17 protein-coding genes are annotated in these 19,810 nt (G+C 51.1%); 1 reads left to right on the forward strand and 16 read right to left on the reverse strand.

Features of this window, described 5'->3' with window-relative positions:
- Positions 1-126 precede the first annotated feature (126 nt).
- The 8 genes from PsAD37_RS06515 to PsAD37_RS06550 form a co-directional block, all read right to left on the reverse strand.
- Positions 127-720, reverse strand: a complete 594-nt coding sequence (locus tag PsAD37_RS06515) for a hypothetical protein (protein WP_063295461.1) — start codon at positions 718-720, stop codon at positions 127-129.
- A gap of 182 nt (positions 721-902) precedes the next feature.
- Positions 903-1,235 (reverse strand): hypothetical protein, encoded by a 333-nt coding sequence (locus PsAD37_RS06520; RefSeq protein WP_063295462.1) that lies wholly within the window; start codon positions 1,233-1,235, stop codon positions 903-905.
- The gene (locus PsAD37_RS06525) at positions 1,187-1,573 is read right to left on the reverse strand and encodes an NAD-dependent epimerase/dehydratase family protein (protein WP_063295463.1); all 387 of its coding nucleotides are present in this window, start codon (positions 1,571-1,573) and stop codon (positions 1,187-1,189) included. Before PsAD37_RS06525 ends, PsAD37_RS06520 begins: the two co-directional genes overlap by 49 nt.
- Positions 1,574-1,697: 124 nt before the next feature.
- Positions 1,698-2,144: a DUF4268 domain-containing protein gene (locus PsAD37_RS06530; protein WP_057464070.1), complete on the reverse strand. Its 447-nt coding sequence runs from the start codon at positions 2,142-2,144 to the stop codon at positions 1,698-1,700.
- Positions 2,145-2,238: 94 nt separating this feature from the next.
- Positions 2,239-3,891, reverse strand: coding sequence for a chaperonin GroEL (gene groL, locus PsAD37_RS06535; RefSeq protein WP_063295464.1), 1,653 nt, complete (start codon positions 3,889-3,891; stop codon positions 2,239-2,241).
- A 65-nt stretch (positions 3,892-3,956) separates the two neighbouring features.
- Positions 3,957-4,244 carry a co-chaperone GroES gene (gene groES, locus PsAD37_RS06540; protein WP_057464068.1) on the reverse strand — a complete coding sequence of 96 codons (288 nt, stop codon included), beginning with the start codon at positions 4,242-4,244 and terminating at the stop codon, positions 3,957-3,959.
- Positions 4,245-4,724: 480 nt separating this feature from the next.
- The gene (locus tag PsAD37_RS06545) at positions 4,725-5,300 is read right to left on the reverse strand and encodes a hypothetical protein (protein ID WP_063295465.1); all 576 of its coding nucleotides are present in this window, start codon (positions 5,298-5,300) and stop codon (positions 4,725-4,727) included.
- 174 nt (positions 5,301-5,474) lie between these two features.
- The gene (locus PsAD37_RS06550; RefSeq protein ID WP_063295466.1) at positions 5,475-6,926 is read right to left on the reverse strand and encodes a sigma-54 dependent transcriptional regulator; all 1,452 of its coding nucleotides are present in this window, start codon (positions 6,924-6,926) and stop codon (positions 5,475-5,477) included.
- Between the two features lie 380 nt (positions 6,927-7,306).
- On the opposite strand from PsAD37_RS06550, the gene PsAD37_RS06555 reads away from it, so the two are divergent.
- A complete protein-coding gene (locus tag PsAD37_RS06555) occupies positions 7,307-8,749 on the forward strand; it encodes an EAL domain-containing protein (protein ID WP_063295467.1) in 1,443 nt (480 codons plus the stop codon).
- A 44-nt stretch (positions 8,750-8,793) separates the two neighbouring features.
- Here the strand turns inward: PsAD37_RS06555 and PsAD37_RS06560 are convergent, their stop codons facing one another.
- From PsAD37_RS06560 to PsAD37_RS06595, 8 genes are all read right to left on the reverse strand, one after another.
- Positions 8,794-10,149, reverse strand: a complete 1,356-nt coding sequence (locus PsAD37_RS06560) for a pitrilysin family protein (RefSeq protein ID WP_063295468.1) — start codon at positions 10,147-10,149, stop codon at positions 8,794-8,796.
- 13 nt (positions 10,150-10,162) lie between these two features.
- Positions 10,163-11,572 carry a pitrilysin family protein gene (locus PsAD37_RS06565; RefSeq protein WP_063295469.1) on the reverse strand — a complete coding sequence of 470 codons (1,410 nt, stop codon included), beginning with the start codon at positions 11,570-11,572 and terminating at the stop codon, positions 10,163-10,165.
- Between the two features lie 186 nt (positions 11,573-11,758).
- Positions 11,759-12,496, reverse strand: coding sequence for a hypothetical protein (locus PsAD37_RS06570; RefSeq protein ID WP_208985557.1), 738 nt, complete (start codon positions 12,494-12,496; stop codon positions 11,759-11,761).
- Positions 12,497-12,694: 198 nt separating this feature from the next.
- Positions 12,695-13,201, reverse strand: coding sequence for a signal peptidase II (gene lspA / locus PsAD37_RS06575; protein ID WP_057464062.1), 507 nt, complete (start codon positions 13,199-13,201; stop codon positions 12,695-12,697).
- Positions 13,202-13,228: 27 nt separating this feature from the next.
- Complete coding sequence (gene ileS, locus PsAD37_RS06580; protein WP_063295470.1) at positions 13,229-16,162, reverse strand: isoleucine--tRNA ligase; 2,934 nt, start codon at positions 16,160-16,162, stop codon at positions 13,229-13,231.
- 339 nt (positions 16,163-16,501) lie between these two features.
- Complete coding sequence (locus PsAD37_RS06585) at positions 16,502-17,476, reverse strand: DMT family transporter (RefSeq protein WP_063295471.1); 975 nt, start codon at positions 17,474-17,476, stop codon at positions 16,502-16,504.
- Between the two features lie 162 nt (positions 17,477-17,638).
- Positions 17,639-18,577, reverse strand: a complete 939-nt coding sequence (locus PsAD37_RS06590; RefSeq protein ID WP_063295472.1) for a DMT family transporter — start codon at positions 18,575-18,577, stop codon at positions 17,639-17,641.
- Positions 18,578-18,601: 24 nt separating this feature from the next.
- Entirely contained in the window at positions 18,602-19,603 is a 1,002-nt protein-coding gene (locus PsAD37_RS06595; protein ID WP_063295473.1) for a bifunctional riboflavin kinase/FAD synthetase, read from the reverse strand.
- Positions 19,604-19,810: the final 207 nt, after the last annotated feature.

Below are 19,810 nucleotides of genomic sequence, written 5' to 3' on the forward strand. Positions count from 1 at the left end.
CTCCGCCAGCTGCCCGTGTACGTGGACATGAGATTAGTATGGAGTGTGTTAGGGAGAGGGGGATAAGATTTATAACTCAAATTGCGCATTAGGTGGTGAGTTCTGACGGCGAAAGGCGATTTTCTGCTACTTTTCCAGAATAGGTAAAACAGGCAAACTTGCACGTTCTGCTATAAGGTCTGCTAAGTGCTTGGCGTCAAACTCAAGATTATCTTCTAAAATAACAATATGAAACCCATGTTGACTCAAGTTGTATTCTTCAAGTGGTGTGAGTTTGAAATTGTCGCTGGGTTTCTTTTCAATGCCGACTGCGTTTTTTCTTGTGGTAATGCCTTGTGCAACGAAGCTCACCTTACCAAAACAGATTCTTTTAATCTCATCCATAGGTAAAGTAATTCTATGTCTGGAAGAAACTAGGCTGTTTATAATAATTTGGCTGTTGTCGATGAGCAGAAACGGTTGTCTTCTATGCATGATCCGGGTGATGCTAAAGTAAAGAAAGAGAGCATCAATCACGGCTAGTATTAGAAGGGCTATCGCTATTTTTGGTGCTTCTTCACTTATACGCCCGAAGTCCAACTGAAAAACTTCTGGAAATTGAGCGAGACAATAGAACCCAAAGAAGTTCATGAGAGCAATGAACCAATTATTTGAAATGGCTCTTGCAATGCTTATATGCGGGATCGAGATTATTTCACTCGGTTTATAATGATTGATCATAAATTAGCTTGCTTAGTGCGTGTATTGGAAACAGTTTGAAACGTAAAACTTCGCGCTTAATTCAGCACTAGGTCGATGTGTTCTTTTCTGCAAGGCAAAAAAAGGCACCCCCGAGAGGCCCCGTTGACATTGACACAGGGTTCGCATGGGGTGGAGTGAGGAGCGCGGGTAAGAGTTTTCGCTCAGCCGGCCAACTTTGCAATCTCGTCACCTTCCAGAACGCGAAATCCATTCCCACCTTCAAGGGCCCCGGCAACCAACGCACGTGCAACTGCTGTGCCCTCGATTGGACGATACTTCCGCAAAGGGCCTTGGAAGAGAAACGAAAGGTGTGGCAGTACCGATCCAGCTAGCCCTTCCGCAAAGCGTTGTTCCTGACGCTCACCAAGCAACAAAGACGGTCGGAACACTTTTGTGCAAGGATAAGATAACCCACGAACCGCCTCTTCAAGCTCCCCTTTGACCTTCAGATAGTAGTTGGAACTGCCCGCCGCTGCACCAATCGAAGAAACCATGAGAAACTGCTCCGCACGAGCCTCACGAGCCTCACGAGCCAACCGGCAAGATCGAAGGCTAGCTGGAAGTCAATCGCGTAAAACGCTTCTTTTGAGCCAGCTTTCTTCTGCGTGGTGCCCAGACAGCAAAACACATCCGTCACGTTTGTTGGTAGTTGAAGGGAGGAAAGATCGCTGAAATCGGTCAGGTGCACATGAAGCTTATCATTCTCAATACTCAGCTCTTTGCGAGCAACGGTATGAACTTCGCCATACGCCTCACTGGCAAGCAACCGCCGAACCACCTCAGAACCAATCAGGCCTGTTGAACCAAAAACCATAGCCACGCGATTTTTCATATAAGACTCTTCCGATTGTCAGCTGAAGCAGATTGGTAGATCAGGGTGAGAGTTTAAAACTCGAGCAAATTGAAGCGTAATGCAAAAAATAAGAGCACCATTTCAGGTGCTTTCATTTCGATTGCTATTTGGGAATGGCAGATAGTAGAGGGAAGAGTGCCATATGGAAGTTTCCGAGCCAGGTTACATACCAATCTGCAAGCTCTGGCATTGTTGTGTTGGTGCCAAGATCAACATCTCTCTTCCATAACACGATGCTGCAATATCGGGCATGTTCAGCAGGGTCCCAATCAAGGGATGCGCCGATTTCTGTCTCTACATGTTCTTTTTGGCGTAGCAGTTCTTTGAAGTAGGCCTCGCCGGGCTCATTCCGAAAGTTGATCATAACTTTCGCGCAGTTTTCTTCATCCAGGTAATGGAGACTCAGATAGGCGTTCGGGATGCCAAATTTGATGTCGTAGTAACTACCGTCAGGAACATTATTTCTCAGTTTAATCGGCAGTTTAGTGTCAGACATCTGGTCTTTGACTGCTTGCCAAATATCATGATGTTTTTGCTTTAGTTCACTCATGAGTTGTTATTTCCTAGCTGAAGCTGTTTGTGACAATGCAAAAAAGGGCACCCCGAAGGATGCCCTAATTCGTTTAAGCGTTGGTTGGCTTGGCTTAGAAGCCCATGCCGCCCATGCCGCCCATGCCGCCGTCCATTGGAGGCATTGCTGGGCCGGAGTCTTTCTTAGGCAGTTCAGCAACCATTGCCTCAGTAGTGATCAGCAGACCAGCTACAGATGCAGCATCCTGAAGAGCAGTACGAACAACCTTAGTTGGATCGATGATGCCAGCTTCAATCATGTTGACGTATTCTTCGGTCTGAGCATTGAAGCCGAAGGTCTCATCCGCAATGTTGTCCTGGATTTTGCCAACAACGATGGAACCTTCAACACCAGAGTTTTCAGAGATCTGGCGAAGCGGAGCTTCAAGAGCGCGCAGAACGATCTTGATACCAGCTTCAATGTCAACGTTATCGGAAGATACTTTCTCAACAGCAGCTTTTGCACGAAGAAGAGCACAACCACCACCTGGTACGATACCTTCTTCAACAGCAGCGCGTGTTGCGTTCAGAGCATCGTCGATGCGGTCTTTTTTCTCTTTAACTTCTACTTCGGTTGCACCACCAACGCGGATAACTGCAACACCGCCAGCAAGCTTAGCAAGACGTTCCTGCAGCTTCTCGCGGTCGTAGTCAGAAGAAGTTTCTTCAATCTGGGCTTTGATCTGGGAAACGCGTGCTTCGATGTCAGCTTTTTCGCCAGCACCATCAACAATGGTAGTGGTTTCCTTGGTGATGTTCACCTTGTCAGCAGTGCCGAGCATGTCGATGGTTACGTTTTCCAGCTTGATGCCGAGATCGTCAGAGATCACGGTACCGCCAGTCAGGATAGCGATGTCTTCGAGCATTGCTTTACGACGGTCGCCGAAGCCAGGAGCCTTAACAGCAGCAATCTTCAGGCCACCACGCAGTTTGTTCACTACGAGAGTTGCCAATGCTTCACCTTCAACATCTTCAGCGATGATGATGAGTGGGCGGGAAGACTGAACAGCGCTTTCAAGGATTGGAAGCATTGGCTGCAGGTTGGAAAGCTTTTTCTCGTGAAGGAGAATAAGTGGCTTTTCCAGGTCAGCAATCATCTTTTCAGCGTTGGTGACGAAGTATGGAGAAAGGTAACCGCGGTCGAACTGCATACCTTCAACAACTTCAAGCTCGGTCTCAAGAGACTTAGCTTCTTCAACGGTGATAACACCTTCGTTGCCAACGCGCTGCATTGCTTCAGCAATGTCTTCACCGATCTGAGTGTCGCCGTTAGCAGAGATAGTGCCAACCTGTGCAACTTCGTCAGTAGAAGAGATAGACTTGGAACGGGAAGTCAGGTCTGCAACAGCAGCAGCAGTTGCCATGTCAACGCCGCGCTTCAGGTCCATTGGGTTCATGCCAGCAGCAACGAACTTTGCACCTTCTTTAACGATAGCCTGCGCCAGAACAGTCGCAGTTGTTGTACCGTCACCAGCAATGTCGTTGGTTTTGGAAGCAACTTCACGCACCATCTGTGCGCCCATGTTTTCGAACTTGTCTTCAAGTTCGATTTCCTTCGCAACAGAAACACCATCTTTGGTGATGCGTGGTGCGCCGAATGCTTTATCCAGAACAACGTTACGACCTTTAGGGCCGAGGGTAACTTTTACAGCGTTTGCAAGGATGTCGACGCCTTTAAGCATCTTGTCGCGGGCATCGGAGCCGAATTTGACTTCTTTAGCAGCCATGGTTTTGTCTCACTTAAATTCTTGAATAACAGAAGGGATCGTAGGGTCTCAACAATGGCCTGGAATTAAGCCAGGATACCCATGATGTCGGATTCCTTCATGATCAGCAGGTCTTCACCGTCGATCTTAACTTCAGTACCGGACCATTTGCCGAACAGAACGCGGTCACCAGCTTTAACGTCGATAGCGATCAGCTCACCGTTGTCCTTACGTGCGCCAGCGCCAACAGCGATAACTTCGCCTTCCTGTGGCTTTTCTTTTGCAGTGTCAGGAATGATGATGCCACCAGCTGTTTTTTCTTCAGACTCAATGCGGCGAACGACAACACGGTCGTGTAGCGGACGAAACTTCATAATTGGCTCTTCCTCTCATACGCGAGCGCCCCTTTTAGGCAACGCCCGGACGCGAAGGTTAAAAACTTTGAGAGTGGGTGAAACCTTGCGGGCCCACAGTGATTAGCACTCCCAAAGGCAGAGTGCTAACAACCGTGAAATGATGTAGTTTCACCCTCTGGTATAGTCAAGGAGAGAGCAGCAAAAAAATATTCTGGAGCGCAAAAATTATAGGAATACTGCGAGAAATTGGGGGCAATTTGGGTACAGTCTCAACTCACCCTAGACGAATGGACTGTCTGTGCTGCCTGCACGGGATTTTCTGGAATCAGCGCAAAAGAAAAGCCGGCTTTAAGATTAAAGCCAGCTTTTGAACTTTAACAGGAAGCTTTCAGGTCTTAGAGCGTGTTCCCGAAAAGTGGTTCCGGTTTTTGGATAAGAATACGCGCAAAATTAAAGAGTTAGAGCTTGGTGCGTGAATGCATATGAACGCAACATGCTCTAATTCTGAAGAGGCGCGTCCTTCATGGAAAACGGAAGTTCAAAGCTGCCGGACTTTTCCGAGTTCTCGTCGTTAAACTGCACCTTCAGCACATAGTCTCCAGCTTGCAGCCCTTTAAGGTTGAAGCTCAAAGATGTCTGATACTCGCGGATTTGGTTGAAGCTTACAGAGTGCAGGGCGGTAAACCCGTCCTGAGAAGCAAGCACCTGACCAGTGGTGTTGCGCAGTTCAAAATCAACGCTCAGATCAATCGCATATGTGCTGCCCATCTCTTTGTAAGAGAAGCCAACAGGCTCAGCATAAACGGTCAATGGATCACCGCTCTGGAACTCTGCCGTCTCCAGAGGTGTGTAAGCCCCATAACTCTCAGCTGGTAGTGCGATGAATTTTGCTGCCGTAAAAGCGAGTGGCTGCTGCTGCCAGGCAATGGTGTAGGCGTCCTGAGCAGCTTTAAAGCCAGCGCTCGGCGCACTCTTGTCTTCAGCAGATGCAGCGCTACCCAACAAAGCAACCGCAAAAATAGAACAGGCTGCAGCTTTTGCGTAAGCTGACATCCCTCTCACTGTAAATGGCATTGTTAGCCCCCTAGAGCCAGCAGAACACAATATCTGCGGCACTCACCTGATTCTTGGCGGTGGTATAGCTCTTAAATCTAAGGGAGACAATACTGCCCCATTTGTTGAGGCAGCTTAGACATGCGTCACGAAGACATTCCTCATGCGATGGTTAAGCAATTACCACGCAATTGATCAGGCACCGGCCCGTTCAGCCCAGGATTGCTTCTTTCGGTAGATGGTCGAGGGGCTGATTTCCAAGGCGGCAGCTGCAAGGGCAATGTTGCCGTCAAAAGTTTCAAGCGTGGTCTCGATAATCTGCTTTTCCTGAAACCACAACGGTTCGATAGACCGCCCCATGGAAGGCATAGGCTCGCTTGCGCTGAAGGCAATCTCGGAAAGAACAGGAACAGCCTGGTCACGCAACAAAGGAGAGAGCATGAGTTCAGTGACTTCATCACCATCATTCATGACCACAAGCTGGCGAATGACATTCTCCAGTTCGCGCACGTTACCCGGCCAGCTGTGCTGCAGTAAAAGAGCCTCTGCATAGGTCGAAAAACGCTGAAATCTGCGATTTTCTTCTGCTGCATACTTCTTCAGGAATGTTTGAGCGAGGGACGGTATGTCCTCGCGGCGCTCCCGAAGAGCGGGCAGTCGGATCGGCAGCACGTGGAGACGATAGAACAGGTCCTCACGGAAGCGACCAGCAGTGATCTCTGTTTTCGGGTCTCTGTTGGTTGCGCAAATAACGCGCAGATCCAGCGAGCGTGGTTTATGCTCTCCAACCCGTTGAATGGAGCCGGTCTGAAGGAAACGCAAAAGCTTGCTCTGCAGGCAGAGTTCCATTTCACCGATCTCATCAAGGAACAAAGTTCCCCCATCGGCAAGCTCTGCTGCACCAGCTCTGGCTTCATCTGCTCCGGTAAAGGCACCGCGTGCATGACCGAAGATCTCGGACTCCATCAGATTGGCCGGAATCGCTCCACAGTTGATTGCGACAAAAGGCCCGCCTTTGCGTGCAGATCTGGCGTGCAGCGCCTGTGCACACAATTCCTTGCCTGTACCTGATTCCCCGGTAATGAAGGCTGGCGCACTGGATGTGGCCATCCGGTTGATCTGCGCATAAACGCTTTGCATGCGGTTGGAAGCACCAACAAACCCTTCAAACTGAGCAGCTGTTCCAGACGTGTCGCTGGAGACAATCGCCTCAGAGCCAGTCGCGGCTGAAAGGGAAGGAGAGGGTGCCGCTCTCTTGAAGACACCCAGATGTGCTTCAAGTTTCTCCAAAAGCATTTCGTTTGTGTAGGGTTTGGTCAAAAAGTCATGGGCGCCATTGCGCATGGCATTCATGGCACGGCTCACAGACCCCTTGGCACTGACCGCAATCATAACCGCGCGCGGCGCAGCAGCGACAATCTCGGAAAGCTCGGCTTCCCCACCGATGCATTCAAGATCGACAATAACGATATTGATTGGGGTATGTCGCAAAAAGGCGACAGCATGTTCTTTGCTCGCAAGAACATGCGCAGGTTGTCCGCTGGTAACATGCTTCGACAAAGCACTACTGGTTTTACGAGCCTCTGCACGATTAGTGTCGACGACACAGGCGTTCAAAAACCTATTGGTAGCTTTGGGGGATCCCATTGGCAGGCAACCTCAAAAATCAATACATCAGGTCGAAAATCATTCGACACCCTGAGTTTGTGCAAACAGGGTAAACAAACCCTTTTCGTTTTCGAGGTTGATTGCATTATGCAGTTAATTTCTTTCACGCAGAACGCTTCGAGCAACTTTCTTACCCGATAAACATCATTGTTCGCCAGAATCGCGCGCCGAAGTTCAGCTCGGGATTGTGACGAAAATCGTATGCGCTGATGATATATGTAGCTCTATTGTCATTCTTGCGGGGACAACGCGGGTTTTATATAGAAATATAATGGGTATAGGGTTCGAACGACCTCGGTAAATACGGCAAAATTCAGGTATGTATTTTGTGATTCGGACCAACAGGTACTCTTGAGGATATGACGCGCTTGGCGAACATTTCCATTTTGTTTTCTATTTCAGCCATTGCGGCCTCTTGTGGCACTGTGATGGTCTACCTTTTTGCGCGTCCGGTTGGCGAGGCCATCACCGTTGCCTTCACGGCGATGTGCACCATGATCTTCATCCATTTCATGTTGACCCGCTCTCAGGAAAAATCCGCGGTATCTGAGGCTGTCAATCGCTTGGAAGAGCGGATTGCAGTCATCGATGATGATGTCGGGAACCTCGAAGGCCGCCTCACTGGCGTCGAGCACAACATTCCGCGTCGCACACGGGAAGAGATCGACCCGCTGTTTGCTGAAGTGGAGGTAATCGGTTCTCTGGTGAAGCAGATGGCCGAAGCCATGGCTGACATGGAAACCCGGATCGAGGATCAGGGCATTGCCATCGAGGACCAGCGCACCAAGCAGGCACAGCTTCAGCCTCAACCAGCTCAGCGCCTGGCCGCTCCGCAGGCAGCGGTGAGAGAACCATCTGTTGATCTGGCCAGTCAGGCAGCTGCTGCATTTGCGAGCGCAGCAGGCCAGCCGATGGCAGCAAGTCAACCGATGGCTGCAGTGCAGGAACCGTTTGCTGAGACGCGCGCACCAGAGATGAAGCGCCCGGCAGCTCCGCGCATGCACCATCCCAATGCCGCTCTGGCAGAAGAAATTCGCGCAAGCATCGAAGCGGGCAGGGTGGACCTTTACCTCCAGCCAATCGTGACATTGCCACAGCGCCGTGTTCGCTATTACGAAGCCCTGACGCGTCTGCGCAAAGCCAATGGCGACACGCTGGAGCCAATCGAGTTCCTTCAGGAAGCGGACCGCACCGGCCAAATGCCAGCGATCGACAACATTTTGTTGTTCCGTTCCCTTCAGATCCTGAAGCGTCTGGCAACCCGCAACAGAGAAGCAGGTTTGTTCTGTAACCTGTCTCCAAGCACGCTCATGGATGAAAACTTCTTCCCGGGCTTTCTGGAGTTCGTGCGCGCCAACGACACATACTCAGATCTGTTGATCTTCGAATTCTCGCAGGCTGATGTCGCCGTCATGAGCGCGATTGAGTATGAGAGCCTCGCTGCTCTGGCTGAGCTAGGCTTCCGGTTCTCTGTAGACCGCATCACCGATCTGCGCATGGACTTCCGCGCTCTGGCTGATCGCGGATTCCGCTTTGCAAAGCTGCACGCATCGCGCCTGTTGTTGCATGAAGATGATCTGGCCAAAAGCAACATCCATCCGGCTGATTTTGGCAGTTTGCTGCAACGCTATGGCATTGAGCTGATCGTGGATCACGTGGAGAGCGAAGGCGCTGTGCTGGAGCTTCTGGAAATGGACATCCGCTGTGCACAGGGCTTCCTGTTCTCACCGCCACGTCCAGTCCGTGCAGACGTTCTGCAAGGCGCGCCAAACCCACGCTCGCTAAAGAAAGAGGCGAGCTGATTTTCATCAACTCGCCTGCTTGTTTTTCTTGTTTTGAATGAAGGTTAGTTCAGTGGTTTGCCAACCGTAACAAAGGTTGGCTCAATGCCATCAAACATGTCTTGAGCAACCTCGCGAACACCTTCCAGTGTCACTGCTTCAACCATCTCATTGCGCTTGTCGATGTAATCGATGCCCAACTCCTGCGTCTGAATGCCTGTCAGCTGACGGGCAATGCTGCTGGAGCTGTCAAAGTTAAGCGCATAATTACCGGTCAGATAGGACTTAGCTTCTTCAAGTTCTGCCGGCGTAGGACCAGTCTGCGCCATCCGCACCATCTGCTTTTTGATGATATCAATCGCTTCACCGGCTTTGTCTGAACGTGTGCCGGTAGACCCCATCAGCAGCGCTGCATGCTTGTAAGGAACCAGATAAGAACCAACAGAATAAGCCAGGCCACGCTGCTCACGGATTTCATCATAGAGCCATGAGGAGAATGAGCCACCACCCAAAATGTGGTTCATGACGAAGGCAGACATGAATTTCGGATCATGACGCTCATAACCCGGCAGAGCAAACTGAATGGAAGTCTGTGGGCTCTCAAAGTCAACGTGAACAGCTTTGTCTGTCACAGGCTCCACATTGGGAATGGTAACCAGATCACCGTTTTCAGGCAAATCAGCAAAGACTTTGTCCAGAACGCTGGCCAGCTCATCAGCACTAATGGCTCCCACAACGCCGATCTTCAAAGAGCCTTTTGCAAAGATCTTTGCACGCTGTGTTTTCAAATCATCAGAAGTCAGCTTGGCAACCGTATTCTCTGTTCCTCGGCTTGGGCGGCCATAAGGGTGATCCGGGAAGATGGTCTTGGACAAATTCAGACCAGCCAAAGCATCTGGGCGCTTTAGGCTGCGACGAATGCCAGAGACCGTCTGTGCTTTCATTCGCTCAAGCGGTTCATTGTCAAAACGTGGCTCATTCACAGCCAGACGAAGCATCTCGAAGGTGTGATCTTTATTGGCCTGCAAGCTCTGGAAGGACCCATAGAAGAAGTCACGGCCAGAACTGAAGGACAGACTCATAGTCAAATCTTCAAGGCGTCCCTGAAAGGCCTGAGAATCCAGATCACCAGCCCCTTCATCAAGCATGGTGCTCAAGAGGTTGGTCACACCCAGTTTGGCATCTGGATCCTGAGAACTACCACCTGCAAACGCAAAGTTCAGCGCGATGATCGGAACAGTATAGTCTTCCACCAACCAGGCTGTGATACCTTCTGGGCTTTTAACCTCTTGGATTTCGATGGCCTGACTGTTCTGCACAAAGGTAGCGACGAACATGAATGACAAGGCCAGCAATGCAAACAAACTTGCCGTCATGTGGGAAGCGGAGTCAGAAGCCGCCATAAGAACTTTAGCTTTCATCGAGCGTCCCCTCTCACTCTGCATTTTCAGGTTTTGCAGCAGGCATCAGATAGCTCGCCACACTGGTTTCACTAAGGTACTTCTGCGCAACTGCCTGAACCTGTTCAGGTGTCACCTTGGCAATGCGAGCAGGCCAGGTCTGAACCTTCTCAACAGAACCGCCTGTGGTCAGAGCTGTCCCAAAGATGCGCGCCAGAACGTCTTGCTTGTCTTGTGCGTAAATGGCAGAGGCCAGCATAGAGCGTTTAGAGCGTTCCACTTCTTCAGCTGTCACACCATTCTCAAGAACATCATTCACGATTGCCAGAGCACGCTTCTCCAACTCTTCCAGCTCAACACCATCTTTGGGAGAGGTGTAAAGAATGAAGCGGGTGTCATCCAAAGCGGTGGATTGGTACCAGGCTCCAGCACTGGTCGCGACTTCGCCTTCAATCACCAGCGCTTTGTAAAGCCGGCTGTTAGCACCGCCACCTAAAATGTCTGAAAGCACTTCAAGAGCTTCAGAGTCACTCGGCTCAGCAGTGGTCGAGCTTGGTACGATCCAGCCATGTTGCAGGCTTGGCTGGGCAACCTGATCACTCTGCAGGCTGACTTCGCGATTACCTGGCACGATCTGGACATGCGGACGATCACGTGGACCCGGGTCTGCACGTTGCTCAACCTTGCCATAGGTCTTCTTGGCGAGGGCCAGAACGTCTTCCGAAGTCACATCACCGGCAACAATCAGGATTGCGTTGTTTGGTGTGTAGTACTTGTCGTAAAAGGCGATAGCATCGTCTTTGTTCAGCGCCTGAATTTCGTTTTTCCAGCCAATCACCGGAATACCGTAGGGGCTGTTCGGAAACAGGACCTGATCGAATGTCTCAGATAGTCTGGCCGCAGGGCTGCGGTCCACACGCTGGGAACGCTCTTCGAGCACCACATCCCGTTCCGGATCAACCTGCTTTTCGGTCAGGATCAGGTTGGACATGCGATCGGCCTCATAGCCCATCACCATTTCCAGATGCTCTTTGGCAACCTGCTGATAATAGGCCGTGTAGTCTTGAGAGGTGAAGGCGTTTTCCTGACCACCTACCTGAGCAACCTTTTTGGAGAACTCACCCTCTGGTGTATTCTTGGTTCCCTTGAACATGAGATGTTCAAGAAAATGCGCGATGCCGGATTTACCGGGTTTTTCATCTGCTCCGCCAACGCGGTACCACACCATGTGTGTCACAATCGGGGCGCGTCGGTCAGGGATGACAACCACCTGAAGGCCATTGTCGAGAGTGGTTTGGGAAACATCGGTTCCGCCGATGTGTATTTTTGAAAAGTCTTCGATTGAAGTTTTCCCTGTCGTATCCGCAGCCACGGGCAACACTGGGCTTGCGAAAACAACCAGACTCAAAGCGAGGGCTTTAAGCGCGAGAGATCGACCAGTCACGTAGGGGGCTCCCTTTAAAATGAGCAGGACACAGCTGTCCTACCTATACCGTGATTGTGGTTAATCTCCTCGTGAATTATTCGTAATCTATTGCAGCTATAATGAAAAAAGCGCGAACATTGTCGCGCTTGCTTCATAGTTTATTCAGGCTTTCAGTAAGACTTGAACTCTCTGTGAGAGAGGTTCCTACTGCTTGCTCATATCGATACGAGCGCCGTCTTCAATTGCTGCTGCTTCACGCTTTTTGCGAACTTCTTCGCTTTCGTCCACTTCCGGGGTCGCAAAAGCAACGCCTGCAACAGGAGTGGAGTAAGCCACTGGAGGCTCGGTCAGGTACTTGCGTGTCGGCGTACAACTTGGATCGCCAGGTGCGCAAATCGGTGCTTCCACATCTTTGCCACCAAGCTGTTTTTTGGCAGCCTGATATTGCTTGCCAAGAGCTGCAAGTTCAGTCGGGCTCAGCTTGTCACCATCAAGAAGCTGCTGCTGACGTTTCTCAGCTGCGAAATCGCGAGGGCGAGCCGCTGCTTTCTCCAACGCAGGGTGGCCGCGCATTTGCTCAATGCTCAAAGGCTCACCTGGCTCTACCTTGTAGAACGCGCGGATCTCTTCAAGTTCTTCCTTGGAGCGGTCAACCGGCCAGTTGCTAGCGACTTCAGAAAGCTTGCGGGAATCTGGCTGCGGAAGGTTGCCAGCCTGTGTCGGCATAACAAGCGGAGCACGCTCTTTGTACTTGATGTCAGTGTTTTTCTGAGACTCAAGACCAACGGCGCTCAAGACACCAGTCATCAAACTCAAATCGGTGGTTTCAGTGCCATCATCGAAGTCACCATTACCTGTCATACAGGCGGATAGTGCGAGAGAGAGCCCGCAAACAAAAGTGGCCCGAACAACGAATTTTTTGCTACGGCTTTGCAATTTCATTACCCTTGTTTCCCGATCACCATCAAAACGGCGTTTGACAGGCATCACGGGTCAAATGACAGCCTGCGAAATCTGTAGTCCTCATAATCCAGTGATGCCACCTTAAAACAGGAATCACGAAACCATGAAGGCCCTAAGTGTGTAGTTATGCCCAGAAGCACCCGATATTCCCCACATATAATTGAGAATTAGGCAGTTTTAGGGCCGGCTATCCTTATTTTTGCCAATAAATAAGGTGTCGAGCAGCAAACCAGCAGCGCCAATAACAATCCATGCATCGGCAAGATTGAAGACGTACCAGGAAAATTCCCCAACATGAAAATAGAGGTAATCGACGACTTTGCCATAATAGAGGCGGTCAAAACCATTGCTCAGGGCGCCGGAGAGAACCAGCCCGAGGCAGAAACCTTCCAGCCGATTACTTGCGCGCGCACTCCAGAACCAGATGAAAACTGAGGCAACAACCGTAAAGGCTGCCAATCCCCAGCGGCCAAGCTCTGTCGTTTGCTGGAAAAATCCGTAGGAAACGCCTTTGTTCCAGACCAGAACCAGATCCAGAAAAGGGCCAACTGGGATTGTAGGAATACCGCCACCTGAGAAATGAGCGACAGCCCAGAACTTGGCAATCTGATCAACAACCAGACCAGCTATGGCAAGGAGGAGGACGAGGGAACTGTGATGTCCCCAAAACTTCAGTTTCTTCAAGGTCAATTCCCTCGTCACATCGTTCGCTTAAACAGTCGCGCCATCCAGCTCGCGCATTGCATCCGCATCGCGCAGTGTCAGCTCAGGATACTCAGCGTCTGCACCAACTTCTGGCAGGATCTTCCAGGAGCGGGCACACTTGTTACCCTCAGCAAGACCTGGCACAACGCCAACACCAGCAGTGTCTTCCAACGTGAACGCACCTTCAGGAGCGCTGTCAGAGGACAGGTTCAGCTGGGATGTGATCGCGATTTCTGCAGCGTCCAGACCATCCAGAGCAGCCATCAGGTCTGCATCTGAAATGTAAACGGTTGGATGTGCTTCCAAAGAAGAACCGATCCGCTTTTCACGGCGTTCGATTTCCAATGCACCAGTGATCACACGGCGCACCGCACGAACCTTCTCCCACTTCGCTGCCAGCTCATCGTTTCTCCACGCAGAAGAAACAGCAGGGAACTGCTGCAGGTGCACAGAAGTTGTCGCTTCACCGTAACGGTAGATCCAGCTCTCTTCCATGGTGAATGGCAGGATTGGTGCCAGCCACATGGTCAGATGACGGAACAACTGCTCAATCACATAAAGAGAGGCTTTGCGCTTCGTGGAAGATGGAGCATCGCAATACAGCGCATCCTTGCGGATATCGAAGTAGAATGCGGACAGCTCAACAGTCATGAAGTTAAACAGAGCAGAGAACACGCGCTTGCTGTCGAACGCCTGATAGGCATCACGAACCAGCACATCCAGCTCAGCCAGACGGTGCAACATCAACAGCTCAAGCTCATTCATGTCAGCAAGAGCAATCTCTTCGCCGTCATAGTGACCAAGAGACCCAAGCATGAAGCGCAGAGTGTTACGCATCTTGCGGTAGGCATCAACGTTGGTCTTGATGATCTCAGGGCCGATACGCTGGTCTTCAGCATAATCGACTGAACCAACCCACAAACGCAGAATGTCCGCGCCGTACTGCTTGATGACGTCCTGAGGCGCAACCGTGTTGCCCAAAGACTTGGACATCTTGCGGCCTTGCTCATCCATGGTGAAACCGTGGGTGAGAACAGCGTCATATGGTGCATGACCGCGAGTACCACAGCTTTCCAAGAGGGAAGAGTGGAACCAGCCACGGTGCTGATCGGTACCTTCAAGGTACAGAACGTAGTCGTCACCACCCAAACCTTTACGGTTCGGGTTCAGGTCTTCGCGGCGTTCCATGCAGAAGGCGTGTGTTGAACCGGAATCGAACCACACGTCGAGGATGTCCTCGACTTTTTCGAAGTTCTCAGCATCATATGCATCGCCAAGGAAGCGCTGCGTTGCGCCTTCTTCAAACCATGCATCTGCACCTTCATTCTGGAAAGCTTCAAAGATACGTGCGTTGACCGCTTCGTCCTTCAAAACTTCACCAGTTTCCTTGTTCACAAGCACGGTGATCGGCACGCCCCATGCACGCTGACGGGAAAGAACCCAGTCAGGGCGGGCTTCGATCATGGCATTCAGACGGTTCTGACCGGTTGCTGGCACAAAACGGGTCTCAGAAATTGCCTTCAGCGCACGGGCACGCAGTGTGTCCCCTTTGGCTTCCTCGGAAAGTTCCTTGTCCATGTAAACAAACCACTGCGGCGTGTTACGGAAGATCAAAGGAGCTTTCGAGCGCCAGGAGTGTGGGTAGGAGTGCTTCACACGCCCACGAGCCATCAGACCGCCAACTTCTGTCAGCTTTTCGATAACAGCTTTGTTGGTGGAGCCTTCCTTGCCTTTACGGTCAAGGATGTACTTGCCTTCAAACAGCGGCACATGCGGATAGTAGGAACCATCCGGCTGAACGGTCATTGGAACCTGTTCAGTACCAGCTTTTGCAAAGGCTTCCCGGTTGTCCAGGAACATCTGGAAATCTTCCTGACCATGGCCAGGAGCCGTGTGAACGAAGCCAGTACCAGCATCATCGGTGACATGCTCACCGGCGAGCATCGGAACGTTGAAGTCGAAGTAGTCGCCAGCACCTTCTGCACCACGTAGCGGATGCGCGCAGTATTCGATGGTGCTCACATCAACATCGGAAACACGCTCATAGGCATCAACGCGGGAAGCTTCAAAAACAGATTCAGCAAGCTTGTCAGCAATAATGAACTCTTCGCCAACTTTCGCCCAGTTGTCTTCAGCAGCTTCTGTCACCTTGTAGATGCCATAGCTGATGTCGTTAGAGAACGAGATCGCGCGGTTTGCTGGAATGGTCCATGGAGTGGTTGTCCAGATCACCACTTTCTTGCCGATCAGCGCTTCATCGCCAGATACAACCGGGAAAGTCACCCAGATGGTGTGGGAGATATGGTCTTCATACTCCACTTCCGCTTCAGCAAGAGCGGTCTTTTCAACGATAGACCACATTACAGGCTTGGAGCCACGGTACAGCTGGCCGGATGTCGCGAACTTCATCAGTTCTTTCGCAATCACAGCTTCGCTGTCGTAGCGCATGGTCAGATATGGGTTGTCCCAGTCTGCTTCAATACCAAGGCGCTTGAATTCTTCACGCTGAACGTCAATCCACTTGTCCGCAAACTCACGGCATTCCTTACGGAATTCGTTGATCGGCACAGCGTCTTTGTTTTTGCCTTTTTTGCGATACTGCTCTTCGATCTTCCATTCGATCGGCAGACCATGACAATCCCAGCCAGGAACGTAGTTCGCATCAAAACCCTGCATCTGCATGGAGCGGTTGATGATGTCCTTCAGGGTCTTGTTCAGCGCATGACCAATATGGATGTTGCCGTTCGCATAAGGAGGGCCATCATGCAGGATGAACTTAGGGCGACCTGCGGATTGATCGCGCATCACCTTGTAAAGGTCCTTGTCCAACCATTTGGCGAGGATCTTAGGTTCATTCTTTGGAAGGCCTGCCCGCATTGGGAAATCAGTTTTAGGCAGGTTGAGCGTGTCCGAATAATCGCGGCTCGGTGTATCGGTCATTTGGCAGTCCGCTTATGTGGGCATTTGTTTGCCCATAGGCATTTGGTAAAGCGCAGGAATTTGCGCAAGTTTGAAAATCCCGCCGTCTCTGTGACGGTTGGAGGTCTCCCGGTACTTCAGGGCGCCAGCGGGCGTCTCAACTGAAGGCCGGGCCAATAATTCGAAATTGGCACACCTTGAGTAAGGTCAAAGGAGTAGTCCTGTTATCTTCAAACTCGGCTAACATAATGAGTGCTTTTAGCAGCGCTTATCCTAGGAATAAAGAGCCTCTAACAACAAAGCTCAATATTCTCAAGACCAAGGGCAATTTTCCTGAAGGCCGGAGCTGCCGCGCTGAAGTCAGTAATGACGCTTGGGTGAACTGTCGACAAGCTCTTCGCTCTCCGCCTGACGCTTCGCAGCTGTCCGTTCACGGTGTGCAATGTAAAGCCCGCCACCTGAGATCAAAGCCACACCCAGCCAGACAAACATGTCTGGAATGTCCCCAAACAGCACGAAGCCCACAATCGTTGCACTGATGATCTCTGTATAGCTGAGCGGTGCAAGAACGGAGGCAGGGGCTCGGTCAAACGCAAGCACAATACAGCCGTGTGAGGCAAATGAGATAATGCCCATCAACACGAACAGCGGTAGGTGAGTGAGGTCTGGTGTCGTCCACGCGGCTGCTTCAAACCCAAGCAGGCTTGCGATGATAACAAGCGGTGTCAGCGTCAAAACACCAGCAATACCCGTCGCGAACTGAATGCCAAGCAAAGAGGCACTCCCTGCAAGTTTGCGCGTCAGAACAAGATAAACTGCAAAGGAGGTCGCAGCAGCAAGTGGCAACAGAGATGGCCAACCCAAAGCGCTCGACCCTGGACGGATAATGATCAGAGCCCCGATCATGCCAACCACAACGGCTGCCCAACGGCGCACGCCTACTTTTTCCTTCAAAACAACAGCCGAAAGTACAGTCAGGATCATCGGCTGCACAAAGAAAATCGCAATCGCATCCGCCAAAGGCATGTACTTAAGAGAGGTGAAGAAGAAGATTGAGCAAATTGCGAGACAAGCACCGCGCACCAGCTGAATACGGTTGACCTCTTTCATCAAAGAGCCGAACGAACGGCCCATGAAACCCGCAATCACGAGAACAATAATCGCCTGACACAGGAAGCGGCCAAGCGATACCTCAACCGGCGAAATGAACGCACTGAGATACTTGGCTGTGCCATCCATCAGGGGGGCCAAAGACATTCCGGCGACCATAAACAGAATGCCATGTAGCCCGGCATTGGAGGTATGACTATCTGTCGAGGCGGTTGTTGTTGTCATGTTGCTCTCGGATAATGGGGATACGCTGACATATCAAAGCCAGCGCAGAGGGTAAGGGCCTATATTGACGCACCAGCTATTCCTTTGCGCAACCAAAAGAAAGTGCCGGTAGCGGGCTATTCAGTGCAGTTATCTAAAGAGTATCTGTTCCGCCCCTCAATATTATGAGGGAGAGGGTTTTCTCTCTGCATTTGCAAGTATCAGTCCGCTGCAGATAAGCATACCAACGCCAACCCAGACAAACTCGTCAGGGACTTCGTTGAAGATCAGGTAACCGACTATAGTTGCAGATATAATTTCAATATAGTTGATGGGCGCAAGCACAGACGCCGGAGCTCTCTCAAAGGCTTTAACCAGTAACACATGCGCAGTCAGTCCTGTTCCGCCAAGGCCGAACAGAAGCAGAGTCGGCACTGTGAAATCGCGGTTCTGATCCGCAATCACCAGATCTCCACCAAAGCCCGTCAGCCAGGCATAAACGATGATCGGCAGAATAAAGAGGCTGGCAGCAAGGCCGGTTGCGAACTGAATAGCCAGCTGAGAGGCTTGCCCGGAAAGTTTACGCGTCAACATCAAATAGCAGGCAAATGTAGAGGCAGCAGCAAGAACAAGAAGGCTGGCCCGTTGGAAAACCTCAGTCCCGGGGCGCACGATCACAAGCACACCGACAAAGCCGATCATCACTGCCATCCAACGTTTAGCGCCAACTTTTTCCTTCAGAAACACTGAGGACAGAATCACCAGAATAACCGGCTGAACAAAGAAAATTGCTGTCGCCTCTGTCAGCGGCAGGTACTTCAACCCAAACACCATGAAGACTGAGCCAACTGCAAGCAGCAGACCACGGCAAAACAAGGGAAGGGTCATTTCCTTCACGAGGCTCCGCCAGCTCCGCTTCTGAAAAGGAGCGATTGCCAGAATAATGACAAGTTGCACAGCAAAGCGAAAGAAAGCGACAGTCAAAGGCGAGAAAAACTCTGCCAGATACTTCACCACCCCGTCGGTACTCGACAGAATGAGCAATCCGCAGATCATGAGCAGCACGCCGTGCAACACATTATCAGAGCTGGCGGTGCCAGCTCTCGTAGCCGCTGATGTCATGAACTATCTTTCTAAAGGGAGGGATTACCCGCCGGCATTGAGCATTTGGTCCAGATGAGAGAGTGGGCGCATCGATGCAATCATTGCCCGTGCCTCAGCACTATCCTGATCCATTTGGCTAATTAAGGCTTCAATACCGTCAAATTTAAGTTCGGCACGGATAAATCCGACGAAGCAGACTGTGACTGGCTTTTCATAGAGGTCACCAGTGAAGTCAAACACATGCACTTCAAGCAGCGGTGCGCCATCATCAAATGTTGGACGACGGCCAAAACTGGCCACACCATCATGCATCACGCCGTCAATTTTGATCTGAACGGCATAAACGCCTTCTTTCAGCTCGCAATTATCGGCAAGCTTTAGGTTCGCAGTTGGGTATCCCAGCTCGCGGCCACGCTTCTCACCATGTTGAACGGTTGCTTCAACAAAATAACGATACCCAAGCAAGCCGTTCGCCACAGCCAATTCACCTTCAGAAAGAGCGGCTCGAATACGGCTGGAAGAGATGATCTCCCCCCCTTCGTCACCCTCTGCACCAACGATGGTCACGGCAAATCCATGAGCTTCACCAGCTTGCTCAAGAAACTCAGGTGTTCCTTGCCGCCCCTTCCCAAAGTGGAAGTCATAGCCAGTAATGCTCTGGGAAATGCCAAGGCGCCCAACCAGAATGTCCTTCACAAAATCCTCAGCGGCCATACCGGCAAACTCTTTTGTAAAGGGCAGTTCGATCACCCCGTCCAGATGTTCCGCTTCAAAAATCTCAGCTTTGACATGTGAAGGCGTCAAACGAAACACAGGTTGATCAGGCCGGAAGAAGGTGCGTGGGTGTGGTTCAAATGTCATGGCGAGGGCCGGAACACCGCGCTTTGCAGCTTCATCACGCGCTAAATCAAGGACAGCCCGATGTCCGCGATGAACACCATCAAAATTCCCAATAGCAACAACGCCGCTGCGCAGTTTGTCGGGAAACTGCGCAAGGTCGGTAATATGCTGAAAAGAATGCGCCTGCTTGATCGGCTCACCCATGAATTGACTTCCCGCTAAAGCGTATTTCCGAAAAGTGGTTCCGGTTTTCGGATAAGAATACGCGTGAATAGACAGATTTAGAGTCTGATGCACGAATGCATAGAGCGCAACACACTCTAAATATCTAGAATTTTGCGAGACGGTGCCGTGAGAAGTCCGCCTCGTCAAGCTCTTGAGATGGAGTTTGCCGAGCCGGACACAAGAAAC

It is taken from the genome of Pseudovibrio sp. Ad37 (assembly GCF_001623075.1).
GTDB lineage: Bacteria > Pseudomonadota > Alphaproteobacteria > Rhizobiales > Stappiaceae > Pseudovibrio.

Bases quoted from the DNA above. Each gene is read 5' to 3' on its own strand.
- ileS (WP_063295470.1), bottom strand. From the start codon at position 16,162: ATGACCGATACACCGAGCCGCGATTATTCGGACACGCTCAACCTGCCT.
- PsAD37_RS06590 (WP_063295472.1), bottom strand. From the start codon at position 18,577: ATGACATCAGCGGCTACGAGAGCTGGCACCGCCAGCTCTGATAATGTG.
- groES (WP_057464068.1), bottom strand. From the start codon at position 4,244: ATGAAGTTTCGTCCGCTACACGACCGTGTTGTCGTTCGCCGCATTGAG.
- PsAD37_RS06525 (WP_063295463.1), bottom strand. From the start codon at position 1,573: ATGAAAAATCGCGTGGCTATGGTTTTTGGTTCAACAGGCCTGATTGGT.
- PsAD37_RS06530 (WP_057464070.1), bottom strand. From the start codon at position 2,144: ATGAGTGAACTAAAGCAAAAACATCATGATATTTGGCAAGCAGTCAAA.
- PsAD37_RS06570 (WP_208985557.1), bottom strand. From the start codon at position 12,496: ATGAAATTGCAAAGCCGTAGCAAAAAATTCGTTGTTCGGGCCACTTTT.
- PsAD37_RS06545 (WP_063295465.1), bottom strand. From the start codon at position 5,300: ATGCCATTTACAGTGAGAGGGATGTCAGCTTACGCAAAAGCTGCAGCC.
- groL (WP_063295464.1), bottom strand. From the start codon at position 3,891: ATGGCTGCTAAAGAAGTCAAATTCGGCTCCGATGCCCGCGACAAGATG.
- PsAD37_RS06550 (WP_063295466.1), bottom strand. From the start codon at position 6,926: ATGGGATCCCCCAAAGCTACCAATAGGTTTTTGAACGCCTGTGTCGTC.
- PsAD37_RS06585 (WP_063295471.1), bottom strand. From the start codon at position 17,476: ATGACAACAACAACCGCCTCGACAGATAGTCATACCTCCAATGCCGGG.
- PsAD37_RS06515 (WP_063295461.1), bottom strand. From the start codon at position 720: ATGATCAATCATTATAAACCGAGTGAAATAATCTCGATCCCGCATATA.
- PsAD37_RS06560 (WP_063295468.1), bottom strand. From the start codon at position 10,149: ATGAAAGCTAAAGTTCTTATGGCGGCTTCTGACTCCGCTTCCCACATG.
- PsAD37_RS06520 (WP_063295462.1), bottom strand. From the start codon at position 1,235: ATGGTTTCTTCGATTGGTGCAGCGGCGGGCAGTTCCAACTACTATCTG.
- PsAD37_RS06595 (WP_063295473.1), bottom strand. From the start codon at position 19,603: ATGGGTGAGCCGATCAAGCAGGCGCATTCTTTTCAGCATATTACCGAC.
- PsAD37_RS06555 (WP_063295467.1), top strand. From the start codon at position 7,307: ATGACGCGCTTGGCGAACATTTCCATTTTGTTTTCTATTTCAGCCATT.